Raw genomic sequence first — 22085 nt, 5'->3', positions numbered from 1 at the left:
CGGCCCTGACCTGCCGTAAGACCCCGTAGCCCTATCGATGGGTCAGGGTCGTCCGAAGTGGGCCGTCGGCCGGTAGGCTGGCGGCGTCCGCCCGGCCCCGCGGCAGGAGAAGGGACCACCACGTGGCAGCTGGAGACAGCGCACAGCCGGCGGTCCGGGGCGGGCTGCGCGGCCGGGTCGGCTCGGTCGAGGTCCTCGCGGCCGTCCTCGTGCTCGTCGTGGTGTTCCGGGCGCCGCTGAGCCGGCTGTTGTCGACGCCCGGATCGCAGACCTGGACCACCGTCTTCGTGTCGGTGCTGACGCAGGCGATCCCGTTCCTGGTGTTCGGAGTGGTGCTGTCCGCGGTGATCGCGGTGTTCGTGCCGGCGTCGTTCTTCGCCCGGGCGCTGCCGCGGCATCCGGCCCTGGCCGTACCGGTCGCCAGCGCGGCCGGGGTGGTGCTGCCGGGCTGCGAGTGCGGCTCGGTGCCGATCGCGGGAGCGCTGGTACGGCGCGGGGTGACCCCGGCGGCCGCGCTGGCGTTCCTGCTGTCCGCCCCCGCGATCAACCCGATCGTGCTGACCGCCACGGCGGTCGCGTTCCCCGGCCGGCCGATGATGGTGGTGGCGCGGGGGCTGGCGAGTCTGATCACCGCGTGCGCGATGGGCTGGCTGTGGCTGGCGCTCGGCCGGTCGGAGTGGATCAGGCTGCCGCACCGGCCGGAACTGGACGGGATGAGCAGGTGGGCGGCGTTCTGGGCGGCGGTCCGGCACGACGTGATGCACGCCGGTGGCTACCTCGTGCTGGGCGCGATGGCGGCCGCGACGATCAACGTGTTCGTGCCGCAGCGGTGGCTGCGCGCGCTCGGCCACGACCCGGCGCTCGGCGTGCTGACCCTGGCGGTGCTGGCGGTGGTGCTGTCCGTCTGTTCGGAGGCCGACGCGTTCGTGGCCGCCTCGCTGCGCGACTTCTCGCTGACCGCCAAGCTGGCTTTCCTGGTCGTCGGGCCGATGATCGATCTGAAGCTGTTCGCCATGCAGGCCGGGACGTTCGGCCGGCGGTTCGCCACCCGGTTCGCCCCGGCCACCTTCGGGCTCGCGGTCGTGGTGGCGGTCACGGTCGGGGCGGTGCTGCGGTGAACCGCCAGGCCCAGGCCGTCGTGCTGCTGCTGGTCGGCGGCGCGGTGCTGCGCAGCAGCCTCACCGACCTGTACCTGCGCTACGTCAAGCAGGGGCTGCGGCCGTTCCTGATCGCCGCCGGGGTGCTGCTGGTCCTCGCCGCGGTCGTGACGCTCCGGTACGAGTTCCGCGGCGGCCGGGGCCAGGACGGGCACGACCACGAGCACGGGCCGCGGGCCGGCTGGCTGCTCCTCCTGCCGGTGTTCGCGCTGCTGCTGGTCGCCCCGCCGGCGCTCGGTTCGTACGCGGCCAACCGCACCGGGACCGCGCTGACCCGGGTTTCGGACTTCCCGCCGCTGCCGGCCGGCGACCCGGCACGGATCGGCGTGCTCGACTACGCCAGCCGGGCGGTGTTCGACGCGGGCCGGTCGCTCGGTGACCGGAAGGTGCGGCTCACGGGCTTCGTGGTCAAGGGCGCCGACGGCGCACCGTACCTGGCCCGCATGGTCCTGTCCTGCTGCGCCGCCGACGCCCGCCCGGTCAAGGTGGGCCTCGCCGGTGACGTGCCGGCCGACCTGGAGCCCGATACGTGGCTCGCGGTCACCGGCCGGTACACCCGCCGGTCGGTCGCCGACGACGTCAACGGCGAGACCATCCCGTACCTCGACGTCGTCGACCTGGAGCGGGTGGCGGCGCCGACCGAGGAGTACGAGTCCTGACATGGAGATCGACGCGCGCGGACTGCGCTTCCACGTGACCGTCGACGGCCCCGCCGACGGCACGCCCGTCCTGCTGCTGCACGGCTTCCCGCAGAACGCGACGATGTGGGCCGAGGTTGCGCCGGTGCTGCACGCCGCCGGCGTGCGCACGATCGCGCCCGACCAGCGCGGCTACTCGCCCGGCGCGCGGCCGGCCGCGGTCGGGGCGTACGCGCAGGGCGAGTGCGTCGCCGACGCCGTGGCCGTTCTCGACGCCCTCGGGGTCGACCGCGCCCACGTCGTCGGCCACGACTGGGGCGCGATCGTGGCCTGGGGGTTGGCCGCGCGCCACCCGGACCGGGTGCGGACCGTGACGGCGCTGTCCGTGCCGCACCCGCGGGCGTACGCCCACGCCCTGCTCACCAGCTTCGACCAGCTGCGCCGTTCGCGGTACATCCTGCTGTTCCGCCGTGCGGGGAAGGCCGAGGAGGTGCTGCTGCGCGACGACGCGAAGCTGCTGCGCGGGATCTTCGCCGACGCCGGGCTCGACGCGGCGGCGGTCGACCGGTACGTGGAACCGATGCGCCAGCCGGGCGCGCTCACCGGGGCGCTCAACTGGTACCGGGCCGTGCGGATCCTGCGCGGCGGCGTCGGTCGGGTGGGCGTGCCGACGACGTACGTGTGGAGCACCGGCGACGTGGCGGTCGGCCGGGCCGCGGCGCGCCGGTGCGCGGCTGAGGTGACGGGGGAGTACCGCTTCGTGGAGCTGACCGGGGTCAGCCACTGGATGGCCGACGAGGCTCCGGCGGCGGTCGCGGGCGCGGTTCTCGACCGGGTCTTGTCATGATCTGCGTGTATGAACTCCTACCGGCGGGTAATACCGGCGGGTAGCCTGTCAGGTACGTGCAAGGCTCCCGTACCCGCGAGGGGGTGGCCATGACGACGACCCGCAGCCAGTCGGCGGCGAACGCGCCCGACGGCGGTCCGACCCAGGTTTCCGAGCGGCAGGCCAGGCAGGTCGCCGAGGCCGCCCGCGAGGCGGAGTGGCGCAAGCCCAGCTTCGGCAAGGAGCTGTTCCTGGGTCGGTTCCAGCTTGATCTGATCAATCCACCACCGCGGTCGGACACCGAGCGGTCTGCCGGCGCGCCGGACTTCATCGAGCGCCTGCGCGAGTTCCTGACCAGCAAGGTCGACGGCGCGCAGATCGAGCGCGACGCCCTGATCCCCGACGACGTGCTGGCGGGCCTGGCCGACCTCGGCGCGTTCGGCATGAAGATCGACTCCAAGTACGGCGGGCTCGGGCTGTCCCACTGGGACTACTGCCGGGCGCTCATGCTGGCCGGCTCGGCCAGCCCGGCGATCGGCGCGCTGCTGTCGGCCCACCAGTCGATCGGCGTCCCGCAGCCGCTCAAGCTGTTCGGCACCGACGAGCAGAAGCAGCGCTTCCTGCCGCGCCTGGCCGCCGGTGAGATCTCGGCGTTCCTGCTCACCGAGCCCGACGTCGGCTCCGACCCGGCCCGGCTGTCCACCACGGCGACGCCGACCGGCGACGGCGGCTACCTGCTCAACGGCGTGAAGCTGTGGGCCACCAACGGCACGCTCGCGACCCTGCTCGTGGTGATGGCCCAGGTGCCGCCGAGCGAGGGGCACCGCGGCGGGATCACCGCGTTCGTGGTGGAGGGCGACGCCCCGGGTATCACGGTCGAGCGCCGCAACGCCTTCATGGGGCTGCGCGGCCTGGAAAACAGCGTCACCCGGTTCCACGACGTGCGGGTACCGGCGGAGAACGTCATCGGCCGCGAGGGGCAGGGGCTCAAGATCGCCCTGACGACGCTCAACACCGGCCGCCTGTCGCTGCCGGCCATGTGCGTCGGCGCGGCCAAGTGGTGCCTCGGCGTGGCCCGGGAGTGGGCCGACGAGCGCGTCCAGTGGGGGCTGCCGGTCGCCCGGCACGAGGCCATCGCCAAGAAGATCGCGTTCATCGCGGCTTCCGCGTACGGCATGGAGGCCATGCTGGAGCTGTCGTGCCGGCTGGCCGACGACGACCGCAACGACATCCGCATCGAGGCGGCGCTGGCCAAGCTGTACGCCAGCGAGCTGGCCTGGCAGGTCGCCGACGAGCTGGTCCAGATCCGGGGCGGTCGCGGATACGAGACCGCGGACTCGCTCGCCGCGCGCGGGGAGCGGCCGATCGCGGCCGAGCAGTTGCTGCGCGACCTCCGGATCAACCGGATCTTCGAGGGCTCGACCGAGATCATGCACCTGTTCATCGCGCGGGAGGCGGTCGACGCGCACCTGTCGGTGGCCGGCGACATCATCGACCCGGAGGCGGCGCTCGGACGCAAGGCCAAGGCAGCAGCCCGCGCCGGCGGCTTCTACGCCCGCTGGTTGCCGACGCTCGTGGTCGGCCGCGGCCAGGCGCCGTCGGCGTACGCGGCGTTCGGGCCGCTCGCCCGGCACCTGCGGTTCGTCGAGCGCTCGTCGCGCAAGACGGCGCGGGAGACCTTCTACGCCATGGCGCGCTGGCAGGGCAAGATGGAGCGCAAGCAGGCGTTCCTCGGCCGCATCGTGGACATCGGCGCGGAGCTGTACGCGATGTCCGCCGCCTGCGTGAAGGCACACACCTCGGGGCGCGCCGAGGAGTTGGAGCTGGCCGACCTGTTCTGCCAGCAGGCTCAGGCGAGGGTGGAACGGCTCTTCACCGACCTCTGGGACAACACCGACGACCTGGACGTGATCGCGGCCAAGCGGGTCGTCGCCGGCCGGTACGCCTGGCTCGAAGAGGGCGTCGTGCCCGCACCGGACGACGGCGACTGGGTCGCGCGGTGGCAGCAGGGGCCCTCGGAGGTAGCCGACGTACGCCGCCGGGTCGCTCCCCGGGATCGCGCCTAGCCCTTGCAGGCCGGGCAGGTACCGAAGATCTCCAGGGTGTGGCTCACGTCGGCGTACCCGTGCTGCGCGGCCACCTTCTCCGCCCAGCTCTCCACGGCCGGACCGAGCACCTCGACGGTCCGGCCGCAGGACCGGCACACCAGGTGGTGATGGTGGCCGTCGCTGCAGCGCCGGTACAGGTTCTCCCCGCTCGGGGTCTGCATCACGTCGATCTCGCCGGCGTCCGCCAGGGCCATCAGCGTCCGGTACACGGTCGTCAGGCCCACGGTGTCGCCCCGCGTGCGCAGCATGGCGTGCAGCTCCTGGGCGCTGTGGAAGCCTTCGACCTCGGCCAGCAGCGCGCTGACCGCGCCGCGCTGCCGCGTGTTGCGCGGTGCCGGGTTCGTCACGGCGCACCGCCTTCGTTCATGCCCACCCGGGCCTCCCGGCTATGGCTGACGGCATCCGCGACGATGTGCGCCACGTGCTCGTCGGTCAATGAGTAGGCGATCTCCCGCCCTCGTCGCAGACCCCGCACGATCCCGGCGCCGCGCAACACCCGTAGATGCTGGGAGACCAGTGGCTGCGGCGCGCCGAGCGCTTCGACCAGCTCATGCACGCAGCGGGCGCCGCCGGACAGCTCGGTGACGATGCCGATGCGCAGCGGCGCGGCGAGCGCGCGGAGCAGCTCTCCCGCGGCCTCGTACCCGTCGGTTGCCACGCGTGTCACGGTATCAGCGGTCCAGCACGACCTCATGCGGTTCGGCTTCAGCCGGCTGCGCGGGTACGGGCGGGTGGGCCCGGCCCCGGCGGACCGCGCCCGCGCCGATGGTGACCACGATGAACGCCGCGATCGCGAGCAGGACGATCGTCGCGCCGGAGGCGGTGTCGAGCTGTGCCGAGACCACCATGCCGACGACCGCGGCGCCGACGCCGAGGACCATCGCGAGGTGCATCGTCGCGTTGAAGCCGCGGGTGACCTGCTGGGCGGTCGCCACCGGTACGACCATGAGCGCGCTGACCAGCAGCAGGCCGACCGTGCGCATCGCGGCGGTCACGGTCACCGCGGTGACGACGGCCAGCGTGATGTTGAGCAGGCGGATCGGCAGGCCGGCCACGCGCGCGTACTCCTCGTCGTGGGACACCGCGAACAGCCACGGGCGGAGCAGCAGCGCGATGGCGAGCACGACGGCCCCGAGCGCGCCGATCACGACCAGGTCGCCGGTCGAGGTGGTCAGGGGCGATCCGAACAGGTACGACGTGAGGCTGCGACTGCTCTGCGCCGACGACATGTTGACCAGCACGACGCCGCCCGAGATGCCGCCGTAGAACAGGATCGCCAGGGCCACGTCGCCGGAGGCCTTGCCCCGTTCGCGGACCAGCTCGACCGCGACCGCGCCGACCGCCGCCACCAGCACCGCCATGAACACCGGTGAGGTACGGGTGAGCAGGCCCAGCCCGACGCCGGTGAGGGCGACGTGTCCGAGCCCGTCGCCGATCAGCGACAGCCGCCGCTGCACCAGGTAGATCCCGATCGCGGGCGCCGCGAGGCCGGTGATCACGGCCCCGATGAAGGCCCGGATCATGAAGTCGTAGGCGAAGAGATTCACAGCTGTTCCTCGGGTGCGCCGGGCAGGGGAAGTACGTCGGTGCTGGGGCGTCCGTCGGTGCCGGGACGTCCGTCGGTCACGGGGCGTCCCAGATGCCGGGCCGGTCGTACGGCGCGTGCGGATGCACGTGGTCGTGGTCGGGGGCGGCGTGGTGGCCCGCCGGCTCGGGTACCGGCCCGCTGTGGACGATCTCGCCGTGGTGCACGACCACGGCGCGGCTGATGAGCGGCGCGAGCGGTCCCAGTTCGTGCGCGACCAGCAGGACCGTGCCGCCGCGCCCGACGAACCGGTGCAGCGTCGCCGCGAACGCCTCCTGGCTGGCGGCGTCGACGCCGGCCGTGGGCTCGTCGAGGACGAGCAGGTCGGGCTCGCCGGCCAGGGCGCGCGCGATGAGTACACGCTGCTGCTGCCCTCCCGACAGGGTGCGTACCGGGTCGCCGGCGCGGTCGGTGAGCCCGACGTCGGCCAGCGCGGCGGAGACCGCCTCCCGGTCGGCCGGGCGGTTACGGCCCAGGAAGCCGCGCCGGGCCAGCCGACCCGAGGCGACCACCTCGCGGACGGTCGCGGGCACGCCGCCGCCCGCGTCCAGCCGCTGCGGTACGTATCCGATGCGGTGCCAGTCACGGAACCGGCGCAGCGGGGTGCCGAACAGCCGGATCTCGCCTCGACGCGGCTGGAGCAGGCCGAGGACGGACCTGGTCAGGGTGGACTTGCCGGAGCCGTTGGCGCCCAGGATCGCCACAACCTCGCCGGCCGCGACCCGCAGCGTGACGCCGTGCAGCACCGGGCGGCCACCGTACGCGGCCACGATGCCCTCGGCCGCGACAACGGGTTCGGGCAGGTCCAGGTCAGTTGCTGTCATGAGCAGTCCAATGCGGTACGCAGGGTGGTGAGGTTGGCGTGCATCACCGAGAAGTAGTCGTCGGAGGAGCCCGGCTCGATGCCCTCGACCGGGTCGAGCACCTCGGCCTTGGCGCCGATCTCCCGGGCGACCGTTTCGGCGATCTTCGGGCTGACCAGTGACTCGAAGAAGATCGTCGTGGCGTGGTACCGCCGCGCCAGGCTGGCCGCCTCGCTGAGGTGGCGCGGCGTGGCCTCCTCGTCGGGGGCGAGGCCGGTGATGGGGACCTGGGTCAGGTTGTAGCGCGTCGCGAGGTAACCGAACGCGGCGTGGCTGGTCACGATCTCGTGTCGCTGGCAGTGCGCGAGGCCGGTGGCGTACTCCCGGTCCAGCGCCTCCAGGCGCGTACGCAGGGCCGCCGCGCGGGCTCGGATGGCGGCGGAGTGCGCCGGGTCGAGCGCGGCCAGTCGGTTGGCGATCGTGTCCGCGACGGCGGCCAGGCGGGTCGGGTCGAGCCAGATATGGGGATCCCTGCCCAGATCCTCGGAGCCGGCCGGGGCGTCCCGCAGGGGCGTGACGGTCGACGTGTCGAGCGCGCTCTTCGTGGCGTTCTGGTCCACCGCGGCGTCGACGGCGGGCTGCATGCCGCGCAGGTACACCACGAGGTCGGCGCGTTCCAGGTCGGCCATCTGCGAGGGCTGCAACTCGAGATCGTGTGGCTCCGCGCCCGGCTTCACGAGGTTTGTCACGGTGACGCGGTCGCCGCCCACCTGCTCGGTCGCGAACTGAAGCGGGTAGAACGCGGCGACCACCGTCATCTTGCCGTCGGCCGCGGCCGGTGCCGGACCGGCGCCGCAGCCGGTGAGTAGACAGGTCGTGGCGACCGCGGCCACCGCGGTGAGGAGGGCGGTACAGGAGCGAAGCACGCCACTACTCTGACTGCTAATGACAATCATTGTCAAAATCGCATCGGTTCCGATGGTTCTGACGGGTGACACGTCGGTGGGGACGGCTGCTCACGGGAGCCGAACGGCGGGTCGGTCGCGGCGGACGGCAGGACGGCCGCCCGCGCGGGGCGGATGATCGCTCACGCGAGGCGGATGATCGCGAGAACCACCAGCAGGGCGAGGATCGCCAGCCGTGCCGTCCGGGTGCGGGGCGTGCCGAGCCGCCACGTGACCGACAGTAGGGCCGCCAGCCCGGCGGCCAGCATCAGTAGCAGGATGCCGCCGACCGGTCGGGGCGCGAACAGGCCGATGATCACCAGTGCGGCCGTGCTCAGGAAGACCGTCGTGGGGTTGAGCTGACTCAGGCGCGCCAGTAGGACCTGTGTGCCACGCGTCGGCACCATCGCACCTCCGTATTCTCAAGGTCGTACCTTACTTTCCCGCGTGGAGGCGGCCGTGCTGGTGGTGACCCGGTTCGTGGTTGACGATCCCGATCCGTTCCTGGAACGCGCCCACACGGCGCTCGCCGCGCTCGCCGCCCGGCCGGGGTACGTGAGCGGACAACTCGCCCGCGCCGTCGACGAGCCCGACACGTGGACCATGGTCACGGCGTGGGAGTCCGTCGGGGCGTACCGGCGGGCCCTGTCGTCGTACGAGGTGAAGCTGTACGCCACGCCGCTGCTCGCGGAGGCGCTCAACGAGCCGTCCGCGTTCGAGGTGCTCGCCGCCGCCGAGCCGGGCGGCGAGGTGGTGGTCGCCGGCAGCGACCGGGCCGACGGCCCCGCACTACGATCACGACCATGAGTGCACCCGCCGGATCCCCGTACGGGCCGGACCCGGGTTTCGGACCGGGCGCGGCCGGCGGTCCCGTTGGCCCCGGTGGTCCCGGCGGTCCCAGTGGCCCCGGTGGCGAGGGCGCCCCGCCGCCTCCGCAGGGGCCGGGGGTCACGCCGCCGTTCACCGCACCACCGGCCGACCGGAACCGGCGCGGCCTGTGGATCGGGCTCGGCATCGGCGCGCTCGTGCTCATCCTGTGCTGCGTGGGCGGCATCGCCGGCTTCGGGCTGCTCGCGGTCGGCACCAGTCGGCAGATCCAGGCGGACGCGACCAAGGTGGTACGCGGCTACCTCGATGCGCTCGAGAACGGCGAGTACGACACCGCCTACTCGTACCTGTGCTCCGACCTGAAGGGTCGCGTCACGTCGACCCAGTTCGCGCAGGTGCAGGAGCGGCGCCCCCGCCCGGTCGGCTACGACATCCACCAGGTGCAGATCGGCAACGCGATCATCGTGCCGGTCGACGTCCGGTACGAGGACGGCAGCGCGGCCCTGCGGACCTTCGAGCTGAGACAGGAGCCCGGCGGGTCGGAGCTACGGATCTGCCGGGGTACCTGACCGGGTCCGGGGTAGGCGGGTTCCGACGACGGCACGCGCGTTAATGTTGGTGCCGGCCGGTCGGCGGCACCCGTACGCTTGACTGGCTCTTGATCATTCTGGTCCGCCGGCCTTCCTCGGCGACCGGCACGAGCCACGCGTCGGATCCGACGTTCGTAGGAGGACTCATCGAGATGGCCGCTGACCGCATCGAATCCGTCGTCAGCCTCGCAAAGCGCCGCGGCTTCGTCTATCCGTCCAGCGAGATCTACGGCGGTACCCGGTCGGCCTGGGACTACGGGCCGCTCGGTGTGGAGCTCAAGGACAACGTCCGCCGCCAGTGGTGGAAGACCATGGTGCAGCAGCGCGACGACATCGTCGGCCTCGACTCGGCCGTCATCCTCGCCCGCCCGGTGTGGGAGGCGTCCGGTCACGTGAACGAGTTCGTCGACCCGCTCACCGAGTGCCAGTCCTGCCACAAGCGCTTCCGGGCCGACCATCTCGAAGAGGCGTTCGAGGAGAAGCACGGCCGGCCGCCGGCCGACCTCGGCGAGATCAACTGCCCCAACTGCGGCAACAAGGGCACCTTCACCGAGCCGCGGATGTTCAACGGCCTGATGAAGACCTACCTCGGCCCGGTGGAGAGCGAGGAAGGCCTGCACTACCTGCGGCCGGAGACCGCTCAGGGCATCTTCGTCAACTACAAGAACGTCGAGACGTCGGCGCGCAAGAAGCCGCCGTTCGGCATCGCCCAGGTCGGCAAGAGCTTCCGCAATGAGATCACCCCGGGCAACTTCATCTTCCGTACGCGCGAGTTCGAGCAGATGGAGATGGAGTACTTCGTCGAGCCGGGCACCGACGAGAAGTGGCACGAGTACTGGCTGAGCGAGCGCTGGAACTGGTACCGCGACCTCGGCCTGTCCGAGCAGAACCTGCGCTTCTACGAGCACCCCAAGGAGAAGCTCTCGCACTACTCGAAGCGCACGGTCGACATCGAGTACCGGTTCCGCTTCGGCGGCAGCGAGTTCTCCGAGCTGGAAGGCATCGCCAACCGCACCGACTTCGACCTCCGTACGCACGCCGAGCACTCCGGCGTCGACCTGACCTACTTCGACCAGGAGAAGGGCGAGCGCTGGTTCCCGTACGTGATCGAGCCCGCCGCCGGCCTCACCCGGGCGGTGCTGGCGTTCCTGCTCGAGGCGTACGACGAGGACACCGCCCCCAACACCAAGGGCGGCGTCGACAAGCGCACGGTGATGCGCTTCGACCCGCGGCTCGCCCCGGTCAAGGTCGCGGTGCTCCCGCTCTCGCGTAACCCCGAACTGTCACCCAAGGCCCGTGGACTCGCGGCCGACCTGCGCAAGCGGTGGAGCGTGGAGTTCGACGACTCGCAGGCGATCGGTCGTCGCTACCGGCGGCAGGACGAGATCGGCACCCCGTACTGCGTGACGGTCGACTTCGACACGCTCAACGACAACGCCGTGACCATCCGCGACCGCGACACGATGACCCAGGAGCGGATCCCGCTGGACAACGTCGAGCGTTACCTGCTGGACCGACTGCCTCCCTGCTGATCGTTTGAACGAGGGCCCCGCCCGCCGGTCTGTTCGGCGTGGGCGGGGCCCTTCCGTTTGCCCGTCGGATCGCCTCGCGTCGGGTGCCGGTGTCGGATAGGCGACGCAACCGGTGATCGTCCTCGCGCGTGTACCCCGTACATTGATCGTCAGATTCACATGTATCACGGGGGAAAGATGCGAGCCGTCGCTGCGCGGACGCCGGATGGCGCGGTCGTCACCGGGGCGTCCACGACGACACCGGCGCACGTCGCCGCGCTCCTCGCCGCGCTCGCCGCCGGCGTGGTGGCGCAGGGCGGCTACTACGCGGCCGGACGGATTCTGCTCACCGCGCTGGTGGCGGTCGCCCTCGTGCTGGCGCTGGCGGCCCGGCCGCCGTCGCGCGGGGATGCCGGGCCGCTGGTGCACGGCTGCGTCGCGCTCGCCGCGTGGAGCCTCACCCGCGCGGCGACCGCCGGCGGATTTCCCGCCGCGATCGGTGCCGTGGCCACCCTCGGGTGCCTGGCCGCCGCGCCGTTGGTACTGAGCCGGACGAGCGCGGTACAGCGGGAGCGGTGTGCCGAGGCGGTACTCGGCGTCGGCGCGCTGGTCGCGATCATCGCCTGGGCCGGGGTGGCGTGGCGGCTGCCCCGGTTCGCGGTGCTCGTCGAGCACCGGCTCTGGCGCGGCGCCGCCACGCTCACCTATCCCAACGCGGCGGCGGCGCTGCTGGTGCCGCTCGCGCTGCTCGCGGTGGCCCTGCTGGCCGCCCGGCCGCGCTCGGCGCCCCTCGCCGGGGGCGCGTACCTGCTGCTCGTGGGCGTCGGCGCCGCCCTGAGCCGGGCCGGCCTGATCGCGCTGCTGGCCGGGTTCGTGGTGCTGACGGTCGGGGTCGGCGTACGCGCCACCGTCCGCGCCGCCGCCCCGCCGGCCCTCGGCGCGGTCGTCGCCGTCGGGGCGCTCGCCCCGTCGTTTCCGGCCACCGCCGTTGCGCACCCGGCGCTCGCCGTCGCCGGCCTGCTCGTCGGCGCGGTCGTCGCGATCGGTGCGCCCCGGCTGCCGGGCCGGTACCGCGCGGCGACGTTGACCGGGGCGCTGGCCCTGGTCGCCGCCGCGGCGGCGACCCAGGCGCACGCGGGCTACCTGAAGGCGGTGCTCGCCAGCCGGGGGAATCTCGACTCCTCCGGACGGTCGGGTGGGGCCCGCGCCGCGCTCGAACTCGCCGCTTCGCACCCCCTCGCCGGCACCGGAATCGGGCGCTCGGCCCTGTTCTGGACCACCCCGGACGGCACCGGAGCGGTCGCGCTGTACGCCCACGACGAGTACCTGCAGATCCTCGTCGACCTCGGCGCGGTCGGGCTGCTCCTGCTCGCCGTCCTGCTCGCCGCGGTGGTGGTGACCATCCGCCGCGGTCGCGCCCACGCCCACCGGCCGGGGATCAGGGCCGGTGCCGTCGCGGCGCTCGCCGCGCTCGCCGTTCACAGCGGCTTCGACTTCCTGTGGCACATCGCGGTCCTGCCGCTCGCCGCCGGCCTGTTCATCGGGCTCGCCGCGGCCGCCACCAGCGAAGAACCAACCCCTCCCGGACAGAAGGAGAAGTGATGATCCGACCTCGTCCCCGGATCCAGATCGCGGCCATCGCCGCCATCGGGGTCGGCGCGGCGCTCGCGTACGCCGTACCGGCCGGTGCCGCCGTCGCCGTCCAGTCGCAATCGCCGCCGGTGCAGGCGGTCAAGCTGGGTTCGACGGCGACGCTCGACGCGAAGGGCGCGGTGGTGTTCGCCCCGGTCAGTGTCGCCTGCCGGCCCGGCTCGTTCGCGTACCTGACGGTGGCGGTCACCGAGAACGTCGGCAACGCGATCGCGAGTGGCCAGGCTTCGACCTCCATCGAGCAGTGCACCGGCTCCGCGCAGGGCTTCAAGGTGGCGGTGACCCCGACCCAGAAGCCCTTCCGCACGGGCGTGGCGTTCGGTTCGGCGCAGCTGCAGGTCTGCGCGGACACCTGCCGCACCGTCGTGGACCAGCACAACATCCAGATCGTCAAGAAGTAGTTCCGAATACCGGGTGGGCGCCGCGGACCTCGCTGATCGGGTGGGGGCCGCGGCGCTCCGCGGACGCCGGCGGCGGCGAGCCGACCGCACCACGCCGGGAACCGTGACGATCATGGCAAGCTTGACGGCGTGAAATCTCTGCGCCTGGGCCCTTACGAGGTGTGGCCGCCCGTGGTGCTGGCCCCGATGGCCGGCATCACCAACATCGCGTTCCGCAAGCTGTGCCGCGAGCACGGGGCCGGCCTGTACGTGTGCGAGATGGTCACCACGCGGGCCCTGGTCGAGCGCAACCCGAAGACGATGCGGATGCTCGCGTTCTCGGCCGACGAGCGCCCGCGCAGCCTCCAGCTGTACGGCATCGACCCGGAGATCGTGGCCCGGGCGGTGCGCATGGTCGTCGACGAGAACCTGGCCGACCACATCGACCTCAACTTCGGCTGCCCGGTGCCCAAGGTCACCCGCAAGGGCGGCGGCTCGGCGCTGCCGTGGCGGCACCGCCTCTTCGAGCGGATCGTCAGGGGCGCGGTCGAGGCGGCAGAGCACGTGCCGGTCACCGTCAAGATGCGCAAGGGCATCGACGACGACCACCTGACGTACGTGCGGGCGGGTCTGATCGCCCAGGAGGCCGGGGTGGCGGCGGTGGCGCTGCACGGCAGGACGGCGGCCCAGCGCTACTCCGGCCGCGCCGACTGGGACGCGATCGCCGATCTCAAGGCGGCGCTGGAGATCCCGGTGCTGGGCAACGGCGACATCTGGGAGGCCGACGACGCCCTGCGGATGGTCGAACAGACGGGGGCCGACGGTGTGGTCGTCGGGCGCGGCTGCCTGGGCCGTCCGTGGCTGTTCGCCGACCTCACCGCCGCGTTCGACGGACGCCCGGAGCGGGTCCTGCCGAACCTCGGCGAGGTCGCGGCGACCATGCGCCGCCACGCCGAGCTGCTGGTGGAGTGGGTGGGGGACGAGCCGCACGGCTGCGCCGACTTCCGCAAGCACGTCGCGTGGTACCTGAAGGGCTTCCCGGTCGGCAGCGAGCTGCGCCAGCGGCTCGCGATGATCAGCAGTCTGATGGAGCTGGACGACCTGCTCGGTAAGCTCGACCCGGCCGCGCCGTACCCGCGCGAGACGCTCGGTCAGCCGCGCGGTCGTACGAACTCGCCGGGCAAGGTGGCGCTGCCCGAGGGTTGGCTGGACGACCCGGACGCCGACGGCGTGCCGGACGGCGCGGAGCTGGCCGACTCAGGCGGCTGACGGCAGCTGACCGGGAGCGGACACCCGGGCGGCGACGGGCCGGTCGGGCGACTTGATCGCGGCCGGCAGCGTGAAGAAGAAGCGGCTGCCGCCGCCGAGGTTGGCCGTCACTCCGATCTGGCCGCCGTGGCGGTCCACGATGCGCTGGCAGATCGCGAGGCCGAGGCCGGTCCCGCCGTACGCGTGGTCGGTCTGCACCCGGTGGAACGGGGTGAACACGGCGGCCCGCTCCGCGGCCGGGATGCCGATGCCCCGGTCAGCGATCTCCACCCGTACCCATCCGTCGTCTTCGGTGCCGGTGATGTCCACCCGCGCGGCCTTGCCGGGGGGCACGTACTTCAGGGCGTTGCCGACCAGGTTGTCCACGAGCTGGCGCACCATCGCCTCGTCGGCGTACACGGCCGGCAGCGGCCCGACGTAGATGTCGGGGAACCGCTCGTCGGGGGTCAGGCGCAGGTGATCGGTACGGGCGGTGACGACGTCGGCCACCACCTCGCGAAGGTCCACAGTGACCGAGTCGAGGACGGCGTCGCGGGCGCTCGCGTAGGCCAGCAGGTCGTCGATGAGGGCGCGCATCCGGCCGACCCCGGCGTTGATGCGCTCGAGCAGTTCGGCCGCTTCGCCGGTGCTGTCGGCCGCCAGCAGTTCGGTGTAGGCGGCGATCACTGCCAGCGGCGCCTTGAGGTCGTGCGCCGCGATCGCGGCGAAGCCGGTCAGTTCTCGTTCGTGGTCGCGCAGTTCGGTGATGTCGTACCCGGTCATGACGGCGCCGATGCGGCTGCCGTCGGTGGCGGACAGCGCCTGCCCGTGGACGATCATGGTGCGTGGCCACTGGTCGGACCCCTGGTAGAGCACCTCGACTCCGTCGACCCGACCCGCGCGCAGCGCGCGTTCCAGCGGTAGCTCGTCGTCGCGCAGCGGCGTGCCGTCGAGGTGGGTGAGGGTCGCGGGCCCGCCCAGCCGGCGCGCGTACGCGTTCTTCAACGTCACCTCGCCGTCGTTGTCGCAGGCGACCACGACGATGTCGAGCGAGTCGAGCAGCGCGGCGAAGTAGTTCTGCTGCTCGGCGAGGGCCTGGTTGGCGTGGTGCAGTTGGGCCTCGACGAGCTTCCGGCGGGCGAGGTCGGCTTCGAGCTGACCGGTCGTGCGCAGCACGTGGCTGCGGGCGCGGTCGCGGACGGTGACGAGTGCGGCGACGAGTACGGCGAGCACGACGGTGAGCAGGCTGCCGCCGCCGGCGACCCAGAGCGGCGCGCCGCCCGCGCCGGGCGACGCCACGGTGGCGCGCAGCGTCCATATCCGTCGGGCGACCGGCATGTCCACGTCCTGCCGTACGTCCGAGCGACCGGCCGGGCCGCGGCTCAGGCCGGCGACGCGTACCTCGTGGCCGTCGGCGTCGGTGGCGTAGAGCGCGGCGGCACGCAGGCCGTCGGCCTGATCCGGCGAGCCGCGCAGGATGGTGCCGAGGAGAGCAGGCGCACGCAGTTCGATGAGGATCCAGCCGACGAACGGCCCGGCGCCGCCCGCGTCCGACGGTCTCAGCACGGGCGCGGCCAGGGTGAACGACAACTGCCGGCGGTTGGCGGGCAGACCGCGGTCGCGTAGCGGCACGTACGGCCGGGACAGGGTGGCGACGCCGCCGCGACGCGACTCGTCCAGCGCGGCGGCGGGTTCGGCCGACTGTGACAGGTCCTCGCCGGTCACCGGCGGGCCGGCGCCGTCGAGCGGCCGGTCGAAGACGGTGAAGAAGTGCTCGCGCGCGCTGCCGACCGGGTGCAGTTGGAGATCGGGTACACCGCGGGTGCGCCACTGCCGCTGTGCGGCGGCGACCTGCTCGTCGGTGGCGGGTACGACGTAGGCGACGTCGGTGGCGCCGACGAGTTTCGCGTCCACCAGCGGCTGGGTCAGCTCGAGGTAGGCGTCGCGGCTGAGCGCCGGCTGGGTGCCCGCCGCCCCGGCGACCAGCCGGACGGTGTCGAGGTAGCGCTGGAGTTCGTCGGTGACCGCGCGCCGGGCCAGCTCGACGCGGCGCGACGTGGCCTGGCGACCGGCCTCCCGGTCGGCGCCGGCGAGGGCGGCCGCGCCGGCGAGTGAGCCGGAGACGCCGACCACCGCCGTCAGGACGGCGTACGCGCGGGCGGAGCGCCACCAGCGGCGGAGCCGTGCGGTTTGCTGATCCTCCACATTTGTCTGGATCGGCAGGTTCGTGCCGGTTATGAAGCCGCCCTCGATCCGCACCCGATCTGCACCCGACGGGCGGACCGGTGGCCGGTGTGGGGCCGGCCACCGGTCCGCGCTTCGGGATCCTGGACCCGTGTGCCGCTGATAACCGGCTGAGGTCCAAGGTTGTGACGAGGGGCCGCGCGGAAAGGCCCGGTATTCAGTTCGACGGCTTGTCGAATGGTCATTGTGACGCCCGTAATGCAAATCACGGCATCGCCGCTAAATCTGGAATTTGATGCGTGTTCATGCGCATGGGAGCGCTTCCCGAAACGCATTCGGACTGCTCAAAAAGCAACAGTATGTGACGCGTCACTTGGCTCTCCCCAAGATCGTTCGCGCGCATTTAGCCTGACGCCACACGTCCGGCTGTCCGTTCCGGCACGCGCCCTACTGGGTAGTAGGCAGCACAGCGGATATCCCTGTCATCGGTGGGTCCCGGGAGGTAATCGTGGCGCAGCAGCAGTCGACCGCGAAGTACGTATACGACTTCGAAGAGGGAAACAAGGACCTCAAGGACCTGCTCGGGGGGAAGGGCGCCAACCTGGCCGAGATGACGAACCTCGGCCTGCCGGTGCCTCCGGGCTTCACCATCAGCACCGAGGCGTGCCGGGCCTACCTGGCCGACGGCGCCGAACCGCAGGGACTGGCCGAGGAGGTGAGCCAGCACCTGCGCGCCCTGGAGGAAAAGATGGGCAAGCGCCTCGGCGACAGCGACGATCCGCTGCTGGTCTCGGTCCGTTCCGGTGCCAAGTTCTCGATGCCCGGCATGATGGAGACGGTTCTCAACGTCGGGCTCACCGATGCCAGCGTGCAGGGGCTGGCCAGTCAGGCCGGCGGCAATGAGCGGTTCGCCTGGGACTCCTACCGCCGCCTGATCCAGATGTTCGGCAAGACCGTCTGCGAGGTGCCGGGCGAGGCGTTCGAAGCCGCGCTGGAGGCCGCCAAACGGGCCAAGAACACCCACAACGACCTCGACCTGGACGCCGGCGATCTGCGGGCGCTGGTCGACGAGTACAAGAAGATCTTCTCCGAGCACACCGGGCGCGACTTCCCGCAGGATCCCCGCGAGCAGCTCACGCTGGCCATCCAGGCGGTCTTCAACTCCTGGAACTCCGACCGGGCCGTGCTGTACCGCCGCCAGGAGCGCATCCCCGCCGACCTGGGCACCGCCGTCAACGTGGTGGCCATGGTGTTCGGCAACCTCGGCGCCGACTCGGGTACCGGCGTCGCGTTCACCCGCGACCCGGCAACCGGCGAGCAGGGCGTGTACGGCGACTACCTGCAGAACGCCCAGGGTGAGGACGTCGTCGCCGGCATCCGCAACACCGTCCCGCTGCAGGAGCTGGAGCGCATCGACAAGGCCAGCTTCGACGAGCTGATGCGGATCATGGCCACCCTGGAGGGCCACTACAAGGACCTGTGCGACATCGAGTTCACCATCGAGCGCGGCAAGCTGTGGATGCTGCAGACCCGGGTCGGCAAGCGGACGGCGGCCGCCGCGTTCGTCATCGCAACCCAGCTCGTCGACGAGGGCGTCATCGACCTCGACGAGGCGCTCAACCGGGTCAACGGCGCCCAGCTCGCGCAGCTGATGTTCCCGACGTTCGCCACCGACGGCGAGTACCGGCCGGTCGCCAAGGGCGTGGCGGCCTCGCCCGGCGCCGCGGTCGGCACGGCGGTGTTCGACTCGCACCGCGCCGCCGAGCTCGGGGCGAAGGGCGAGAAGGTCATTCTGGTACGCCGGGAGACCAACCCGGACGACCTGCCCGGCATGATCGCCGCGCAGGGGGTGCTGACCAGCCGGGGCGGCAAGACCTCGCACGCCGCGGTGGTGGCGCGCGGCATGGGCAAGACCTGCGTGTGCGGCGCCGAGGCGCTCGACGTCGACGTCGAGGGCCGGAAGTTCACCGTCAACGGCCAGACCGTGTCCGAGGGCGACGTCGTCTCGATCGACGGCACCACCGGCAAGATCTACCTCGGCGAGGTGCCGGTGCAGCCGTCGCCGGTCGTGCAGTACTTCGAGGGCAAGGTCGAGCCGGAGTGCGATCCGTTGGTCGCCGCCGTGCACCGGATCATCACCCGCGCCGACTCCGTCCGCCGGTTGGGCGTGTGGACGAACGCCGACACCGGCGAGGACGCCTCCCGGGCGCGCCGCTTCGGTGCCCAGGGCATCGGCCTGTGCCGTACCGAGCACATGTTCCTCGGCGACCGGCGGGAGCTGGTCGAGCGGTTGATCCTCGCCGAGACCGACGCCGACCGGCAGGCGGCGCTGGACGCGTTGCTGCCGCTGCAGCGGGCTGACTTCCTGGAGATCTTCCGGGCGATGGACGGGCAGCCCGTGGTCGTGCGCCTGATCGACCCGCCGTTGCACGAGTTCCTGCCCGGTCTGGAGGACCTGGCGGCGAAGGTGGCGGTCGCCGAGGCGACCGGCAAGGACCCGGGCAAGGACGGCGTGATGCTGGTCGCGGTCCGCCGGATGCACGAGCAGAACCCGATGCTGGGCCTGCGCGGCGTACGCCTCGGCCTGGTGATCCCCGGCCTGTTCGCGATGCAGATCCGGGCGATCGCCGAAGCCGCCGCGCAGTGCCGTCAGGAGGGCTGCGACCCGCACCCGGAGATCATGGTGCCGCTGGTCGGCGCCGTGCAGGAGCTGGAGACCGTACGCGCGGAGGCCGAGAAGGTGCTGCACGACGTCTTCACCAAGGCCGGGGTCGAGGTACCCGTGATGATCGGCACCATGATCGAGCTGCCGCGCGCCGCCCTGAACGCCGGCCAGATCGCCCAGGCCGCCGAGTTCTTCTCCTTCGGTACCAACGACCTGACCCAGATGACGTGGGGCTTCTCGCGCGACGACGTCGAGGCCGCGTTCTTCTCCCGGTACCTGGAGCTGGGCATCTTCGGCGTCTCGCCGTTCGAGTCGATCGACCGGGACGGCGTCGGGCGGCTGGTGCGCCTCGCCGCGAAGGAAGGTCGGGCCGCCCGGCCCGACCTGCAGCTCGGCGTCTGCGGCGAGCACGGCGGCGACCCGGACTCGGTGCACTTCTTCCACGAGGCCGGCCTGGACTACGTCTCCTGCTCGCCGTTCCGGGTGCCGGTGGCCCGGCTCGAGGCGGGACGGGCCGCGGTCGCGTCGGAGGGCTCGGACAGCCGCTGACCGGCGGCCATCCAGGTCTTGCTGGCCCGGGTGTAGCCCGGCGTAGGGTGATCCAACGGCGTCGCGCCGGGCCAGCAAGGGGGTTGACGGATGAGTAGCCGGTGGCACACGGTGGTCGTCGATGCGGTCGACCCTGGGCGGCTCGGCCGCTGGTGGGCGGAGGTGCTCGACTACCGGCTGCTGCGGGAGGATCTCGACGAGGTCGTGATCGGCCCGGCCGCGGACGTCTACCCGCAGCTGCTGTTCAACCGGGTGTGGGAGGTCAAGGACGGCAAGAACCGGCTGCACCTCGACCTGAGCCCGGACGACCAGGAGGCAGAGGTGGAGCGCCTGGTCGACATGGGCGCCCGCCAGGTCGACATCGGGCAGGGCGACGAGGCGGACTGGGTCGTGCTGGCCGACCCCGAGGGCAACGAGTTCTGCGTTCTCCGCGCCCGCGGGCAGTAGTCGTGAGCGGCGTACCGGAGCCGTCAGCGGCGTACCGGGGCCGTCAGCGGCGTACCCGCGCCGTCGGCGGCGTACCCGCGGGTGGCGCGCAACGCTCGCCGATTGTCGTGAAGTTGGCCCACGCATTTAGGGCATTTTGCTAGTTTCGCCCCATGTTGGACTGGGGTGATGTGCCCTCCTGGGCTCTCGTCGTGATCTCGCTCGGTGCGCTCGTCCTCGCTGCCCTGGCCGCCCGGTGGGCGTACGCCGCGTTCGTCACCGCGGCCGCCGCCGCCGACCGCGCCGACGAGGCCCGGCGGGAGGCGCGCGAACGCGCGCAGGCCACGCTCGTCGCGGCCTGGCCGATCAGCGAACGCGAGACCTTCCAGAAGGCGATCGAGCGCGGCGTGGTCGGAGCGGCGATCCGCAACTCGTCGCCGATGCCCGTCTACAACGTGGAGATCACGTACCGGGACGAAGGCGCGGCCTGGAGCGCGATCCGGCGCGTGCACATCGTGCCGCCCTCCGACGAGCCCCAGATCTTCGCCGGGTTCGACGAGGAGGCCCACATCGGCACGCCGGACCCGTCCCGGTTCAACAAGGACGGCTCGATCAAGCTCCTGCCCTCGGCCGAGATGCGGGTCGAGATCTGCTTCAACGACGTGCTGGGCCGCCGTTGGCGCCGCGACGACAACGGCGTACTGGATGTGGCGCGGTGAACCGAACGCGGCTTTGCGCGCACGTGACGCCGACTGGCATCGTGAGGCCATGACGGCCCTGGAAGCGCGATGACGGCGTTGGAAGCGAAGACCCCGGCCGGGGACGGCGAGCCGGTGGGCGCGGCCGGTGTCGACGAGACAGCCGCCCCGGACCCCAGCCCCCGGCGGGTGTCGCCCGGCCTGGTGTTCCGGTGGGCGGTGGCGGCCACGCTCGGCGTCGGAGTGGTGCTGCTGGGCGGGTACGCCCTCTACGCGGTGCGCAGCCTCCTCGTTCTGGTGACGATCTCGCTGTTCATCGCGGTCAGCCTCGACCCCGCGGTGCGCTGGCTGGTCCGCAAAGGGCTGGGCCGGCCGGCCGCGGTCACCCTGGTGACCGTGTTCGTCCTGGCGCTCTTCGGCGTGTTCATCTGGTCGATCGTGCCGCCGCTGGTGGAGCAGGGCGGCAAGCTGTTCTCCAACCTGCCGGGCTACCTGCGTGACCTCCCGGCCGAGTCGAGGACGTTCCGGGAGCTCAGCGACCGGTACCACATCACCGATCGCCTCAGCGCGCTCGCCGCGGACCTGCCGACCCGGATCGCGGGCAGCGCCGTCAGCTTCGTACAGCAGTTCCTCGGCGCGCTGCTGTCCACGGTCACCGTGCTGGTGCTGACCATCTACTTCATGGTCGACATGCCGCGGATGCGCCGCGGCCTGGTCCGCCTGTTCCCGCACCGGCGCCGTCCGCAGGTCGCCGACATCATCAACGTGGTGGTGGACAAGGTCGGCGCGTACATGATCGGAAACCTGATCATCTCCCTGTTCGCCGGGGTCTCCACCTTCATGTGCCTGAGCCTGATGCGGGTGCCGTTCGCGCTCCCGCTCGCCGTCACCGTGGCGATCACCGACCTGATCCCGCTCGTCGGCGCCACCCTGGGCGCCGCGATCGGAGTCCTGGTCACCATCATCACGGTCGACGTCTGGCCGGCCGGCGTCGTCGTGCTGGTGTTCTTCGTCGTGTACCAGCAGGTGGAGAACTACCTCATCGCGCCACGGGTGCTGCGCAACACGGTCGACATGCCCTCGGTGGCCGTCCTGCTGGTCGCGCTGCTCGGCGGGAGCGTCCTCGGCGTCGTCGGCGCGCTGATGTCGATCCCGATCGCGGCGGCCGTCAAGGTGGTCATCACCCCGACGATCGCGACCATGCACCAGCCGCCCCCGCCGGCCGAGGCCGTTCCCGAGCGCGAAGCGTCCCCTGACGGCGAGACTGCTCCCGGTGTCGCACCTCGCCGTTAGGC

Annotated in this window: 21 protein-coding genes; 14 read left to right on the top strand and 7 right to left on the bottom strand. The window is 72.0% G+C overall.

The genetic code is table 11. From position 1 onward, the window contains the following. Positions 1-122: 122 nt before the first annotated feature. From HC031_RS15340 to HC031_RS15325, 4 genes are all read left to right on the top strand, one after another. The gene (locus HC031_RS15340; protein WP_338090671.1) at positions 123-1118 is read left to right on the top strand and encodes a permease; all 996 of its coding nucleotides are present in this window, start codon (positions 123-125) and stop codon (positions 1116-1118) included. Then, entirely contained in the window at positions 1115-1816 is a 702-nt protein-coding gene (locus tag HC031_RS15335) for a TIGR03943 family putative permease subunit (protein WP_167925971.1), read from the top strand. Before HC031_RS15340 ends, HC031_RS15335 begins: the two co-directional genes overlap by 4 nt. Before the next feature lies 1 nt (position 1817). Beyond that, positions 1818-2642 (top strand): alpha/beta fold hydrolase, encoded by an 825-nt coding sequence (locus HC031_RS15330; protein WP_167925970.1) that lies wholly within the window; start codon positions 1818-1820, stop codon positions 2640-2642. Between the two features lie 89 nt (positions 2643-2731). Continuing rightward, positions 2732-4687 carry an acyl-CoA dehydrogenase family protein gene (locus HC031_RS15325; RefSeq protein WP_167925969.1) on the top strand — a complete coding sequence of 652 codons (1956 nt, stop codon included), beginning with the start codon at positions 2732-2734 and terminating at the stop codon, positions 4685-4687. Here the strand turns inward: HC031_RS15325 and HC031_RS15320 are convergent. The 6 genes from HC031_RS15320 to HC031_RS15295 all read right to left on the bottom strand — a co-directional run bounded on the left by HC031_RS15320 (position 4684) and on the right by HC031_RS15295 (position 8468). Continuing rightward, positions 4684-5076, bottom strand: coding sequence for a transcriptional repressor (locus HC031_RS15320; RefSeq protein ID WP_167925968.1), 393 nt, complete (start codon positions 5074-5076; stop codon positions 4684-4686). The genes HC031_RS15325 and HC031_RS15320 overlap by 4 nt on opposite strands. Next, complete coding sequence (locus HC031_RS15315) at positions 5073-5387, bottom strand: ArsR/SmtB family transcription factor (protein ID WP_420813638.1); 315 nt, start codon at positions 5385-5387, stop codon at positions 5073-5075. Before HC031_RS15315 ends, HC031_RS15320 begins: the two co-directional genes overlap by 4 nt. 13 nt (positions 5388-5400) lie before the next feature. Continuing rightward, positions 5401-6276: a metal ABC transporter permease gene (locus HC031_RS15310; protein WP_167925966.1), complete on the bottom strand. Its 876-nt coding sequence runs from the start codon at positions 6274-6276 to the stop codon at positions 5401-5403. Positions 6277-6352: 76 nt separating this feature from the next. Beyond that, positions 6353-7117: a metal ABC transporter ATP-binding protein gene (locus HC031_RS15305; protein ID WP_420813641.1), complete on the bottom strand. Its 765-nt coding sequence runs from the start codon at positions 7115-7117 to the stop codon at positions 6353-6355. Positions 7118-7134: 17 nt separating this feature from the next. Continuing rightward, entirely contained in the window at positions 7135-8073 is a 939-nt protein-coding gene (locus HC031_RS15300) for a metal ABC transporter substrate-binding protein (protein ID WP_167925964.1), read from the bottom strand. 131 nt (positions 8074-8204) lie between these two features. Beyond that, positions 8205-8468: a DUF6703 family protein gene (locus HC031_RS15295; RefSeq protein WP_167925963.1), complete on the bottom strand. Its 264-nt coding sequence runs from the start codon at positions 8466-8468 to the stop codon at positions 8205-8207. A 52-nt stretch (positions 8469-8520) separates the two neighbouring features. On the opposite strand from HC031_RS15295, the gene HC031_RS15290 reads away from it, so the two are divergent. The 6 genes from HC031_RS15290 (at position 8521) to dusB (ending at position 14289) form a co-directional block, all read left to right on the top strand. Further along, positions 8521-8868 (top strand): antibiotic biosynthesis monooxygenase, encoded by a 348-nt coding sequence (locus HC031_RS15290; protein WP_167926032.1) that lies wholly within the window; start codon positions 8521-8523, stop codon positions 8866-8868. Continuing rightward, a complete protein-coding gene (locus tag HC031_RS15285) occupies positions 8865-9458 on the top strand; it encodes an Rv0361 family membrane protein (protein WP_167925862.1) in 594 nt (197 codons plus the stop codon). The genes HC031_RS15290 and HC031_RS15285 overlap by 4 nt, the downstream gene beginning before the upstream one ends. Positions 9459-9631: 173 nt before the next feature. Then, the gene (locus HC031_RS15280) at positions 9632-11011 is read left to right on the top strand and encodes a glycine--tRNA ligase (protein WP_167925962.1); all 1380 of its coding nucleotides are present in this window, start codon (positions 9632-9634) and stop codon (positions 11009-11011) included. Between the two features lie 177 nt (positions 11012-11188). Next, positions 11189-12592, top strand: a complete 1404-nt coding sequence (locus HC031_RS15275) for an O-antigen ligase family protein (RefSeq protein WP_167925961.1) — start codon at positions 11189-11191, stop codon at positions 12590-12592. Next, positions 12592-13041: a hypothetical protein gene (locus HC031_RS15270; RefSeq protein ID WP_167925960.1), complete on the top strand. Its 450-nt coding sequence runs from the start codon at positions 12592-12594 to the stop codon at positions 13039-13041. The genes HC031_RS15275 and HC031_RS15270 overlap by 1 nt, the downstream gene beginning before the upstream one ends. A 129-nt stretch (positions 13042-13170) precedes the next feature. Then, complete coding sequence (gene dusB, locus HC031_RS15265) at positions 13171-14289, top strand: tRNA dihydrouridine synthase DusB (protein ID WP_338090669.1); 1119 nt, start codon at positions 13171-13173, stop codon at positions 14287-14289. On the opposite strand, the gene HC031_RS15260 is transcribed toward dusB, so the two are convergent. Next, entirely contained in the window at positions 14278-16473 is a 2196-nt protein-coding gene (locus HC031_RS15260; protein WP_167925959.1) for an ATP-binding protein, read from the bottom strand. The genes dusB and HC031_RS15260 overlap by 12 nt on opposite strands. A 487-nt stretch (positions 16474-16960) precedes the next feature. On the opposite strand from HC031_RS15260, the gene ppdK reads away from it, so the two are divergent. The 4 genes from ppdK to HC031_RS15240 all read left to right on the top strand — a co-directional run bounded on the left by ppdK (position 16961) and on the right by HC031_RS15240 (position 22083). Continuing rightward, the gene (gene ppdK / locus HC031_RS15255) at positions 16961-19666 is read left to right on the top strand and encodes a pyruvate, phosphate dikinase (protein ID WP_338090668.1); all 2706 of its coding nucleotides are present in this window, start codon (positions 16961-16963) and stop codon (positions 19664-19666) included. 90 nt (positions 19667-19756) lie between these two features. Continuing rightward, a complete protein-coding gene (locus HC031_RS15250) occupies positions 19757-20113 on the top strand; it encodes a VOC family protein (RefSeq protein ID WP_167925958.1) in 357 nt (118 codons plus the stop codon). 152 nt (positions 20114-20265) lie between these two features. Further along, positions 20266-20811 (top strand): hypothetical protein, encoded by a 546-nt coding sequence (locus tag HC031_RS15245; RefSeq protein WP_167925957.1) that lies wholly within the window; start codon positions 20266-20268, stop codon positions 20809-20811. A 69-nt stretch (positions 20812-20880) separates the two neighbouring features. Then, positions 20881-22083, top strand: a complete 1203-nt coding sequence (locus tag HC031_RS15240) for an AI-2E family transporter (RefSeq protein ID WP_167925956.1) — start codon at positions 20881-20883, stop codon at positions 22081-22083. The last annotated feature ends 2 nt before the right edge of the window (positions 22084-22085 follow it).

It is taken from the genome of Planosporangium thailandense, from assembly GCF_011947195.1.
GTDB lineage: Bacteria > Actinomycetota > Actinomycetes > Mycobacteriales > Micromonosporaceae > Planosporangium > Planosporangium thailandense.
This window is presented reverse-complemented; position numbering and strand designations above follow the sequence as displayed.

Coding starts and splice junctions, on each gene's coding strand:
- HC031_RS15250 (WP_167925958.1), top strand. CDS start 19,757: ATGAGTAGCCGGTGGCACACGGTGGTCGTCGATGCGGTCGACCCTGGG.
- HC031_RS15300 (WP_167925964.1), bottom strand. CDS start 8,073: ATGATTGTCATTAGCAGTCAGAGTAGTGGCGTGCTTCGCTCCTGTACC.
- HC031_RS15240 (WP_167925956.1), top strand. CDS start 20,881: ATGACGGCGTTGGAAGCGAAGACCCCGGCCGGGGACGGCGAGCCGGTG.
- HC031_RS15285 (WP_167925862.1), top strand. CDS start 8,865: ATGAGTGCACCCGCCGGATCCCCGTACGGGCCGGACCCGGGTTTCGGA.
- HC031_RS15330 (WP_167925970.1), top strand. CDS start 1,818: ATGGAGATCGACGCGCGCGGACTGCGCTTCCACGTGACCGTCGACGGC.
- HC031_RS15295 (WP_167925963.1), bottom strand. CDS start 8,468: ATGGTGCCGACGCGTGGCACACAGGTCCTACTGGCGCGCCTGAGTCAG.
- HC031_RS15325 (WP_167925969.1), top strand. CDS start 2,732: ATGACGACGACCCGCAGCCAGTCGGCGGCGAACGCGCCCGACGGCGGT.
- HC031_RS15275 (WP_167925961.1), top strand. CDS start 11,189: ATGCGAGCCGTCGCTGCGCGGACGCCGGATGGCGCGGTCGTCACCGGG.
- HC031_RS15280 (WP_167925962.1), top strand. CDS start 9,632: ATGGCCGCTGACCGCATCGAATCCGTCGTCAGCCTCGCAAAGCGCCGC.
- HC031_RS15245 (WP_167925957.1), top strand. CDS start 20,266: ATGTTGGACTGGGGTGATGTGCCCTCCTGGGCTCTCGTCGTGATCTCG.
- HC031_RS15270 (WP_167925960.1), top strand. CDS start 12,592: ATGATCCGACCTCGTCCCCGGATCCAGATCGCGGCCATCGCCGCCATC.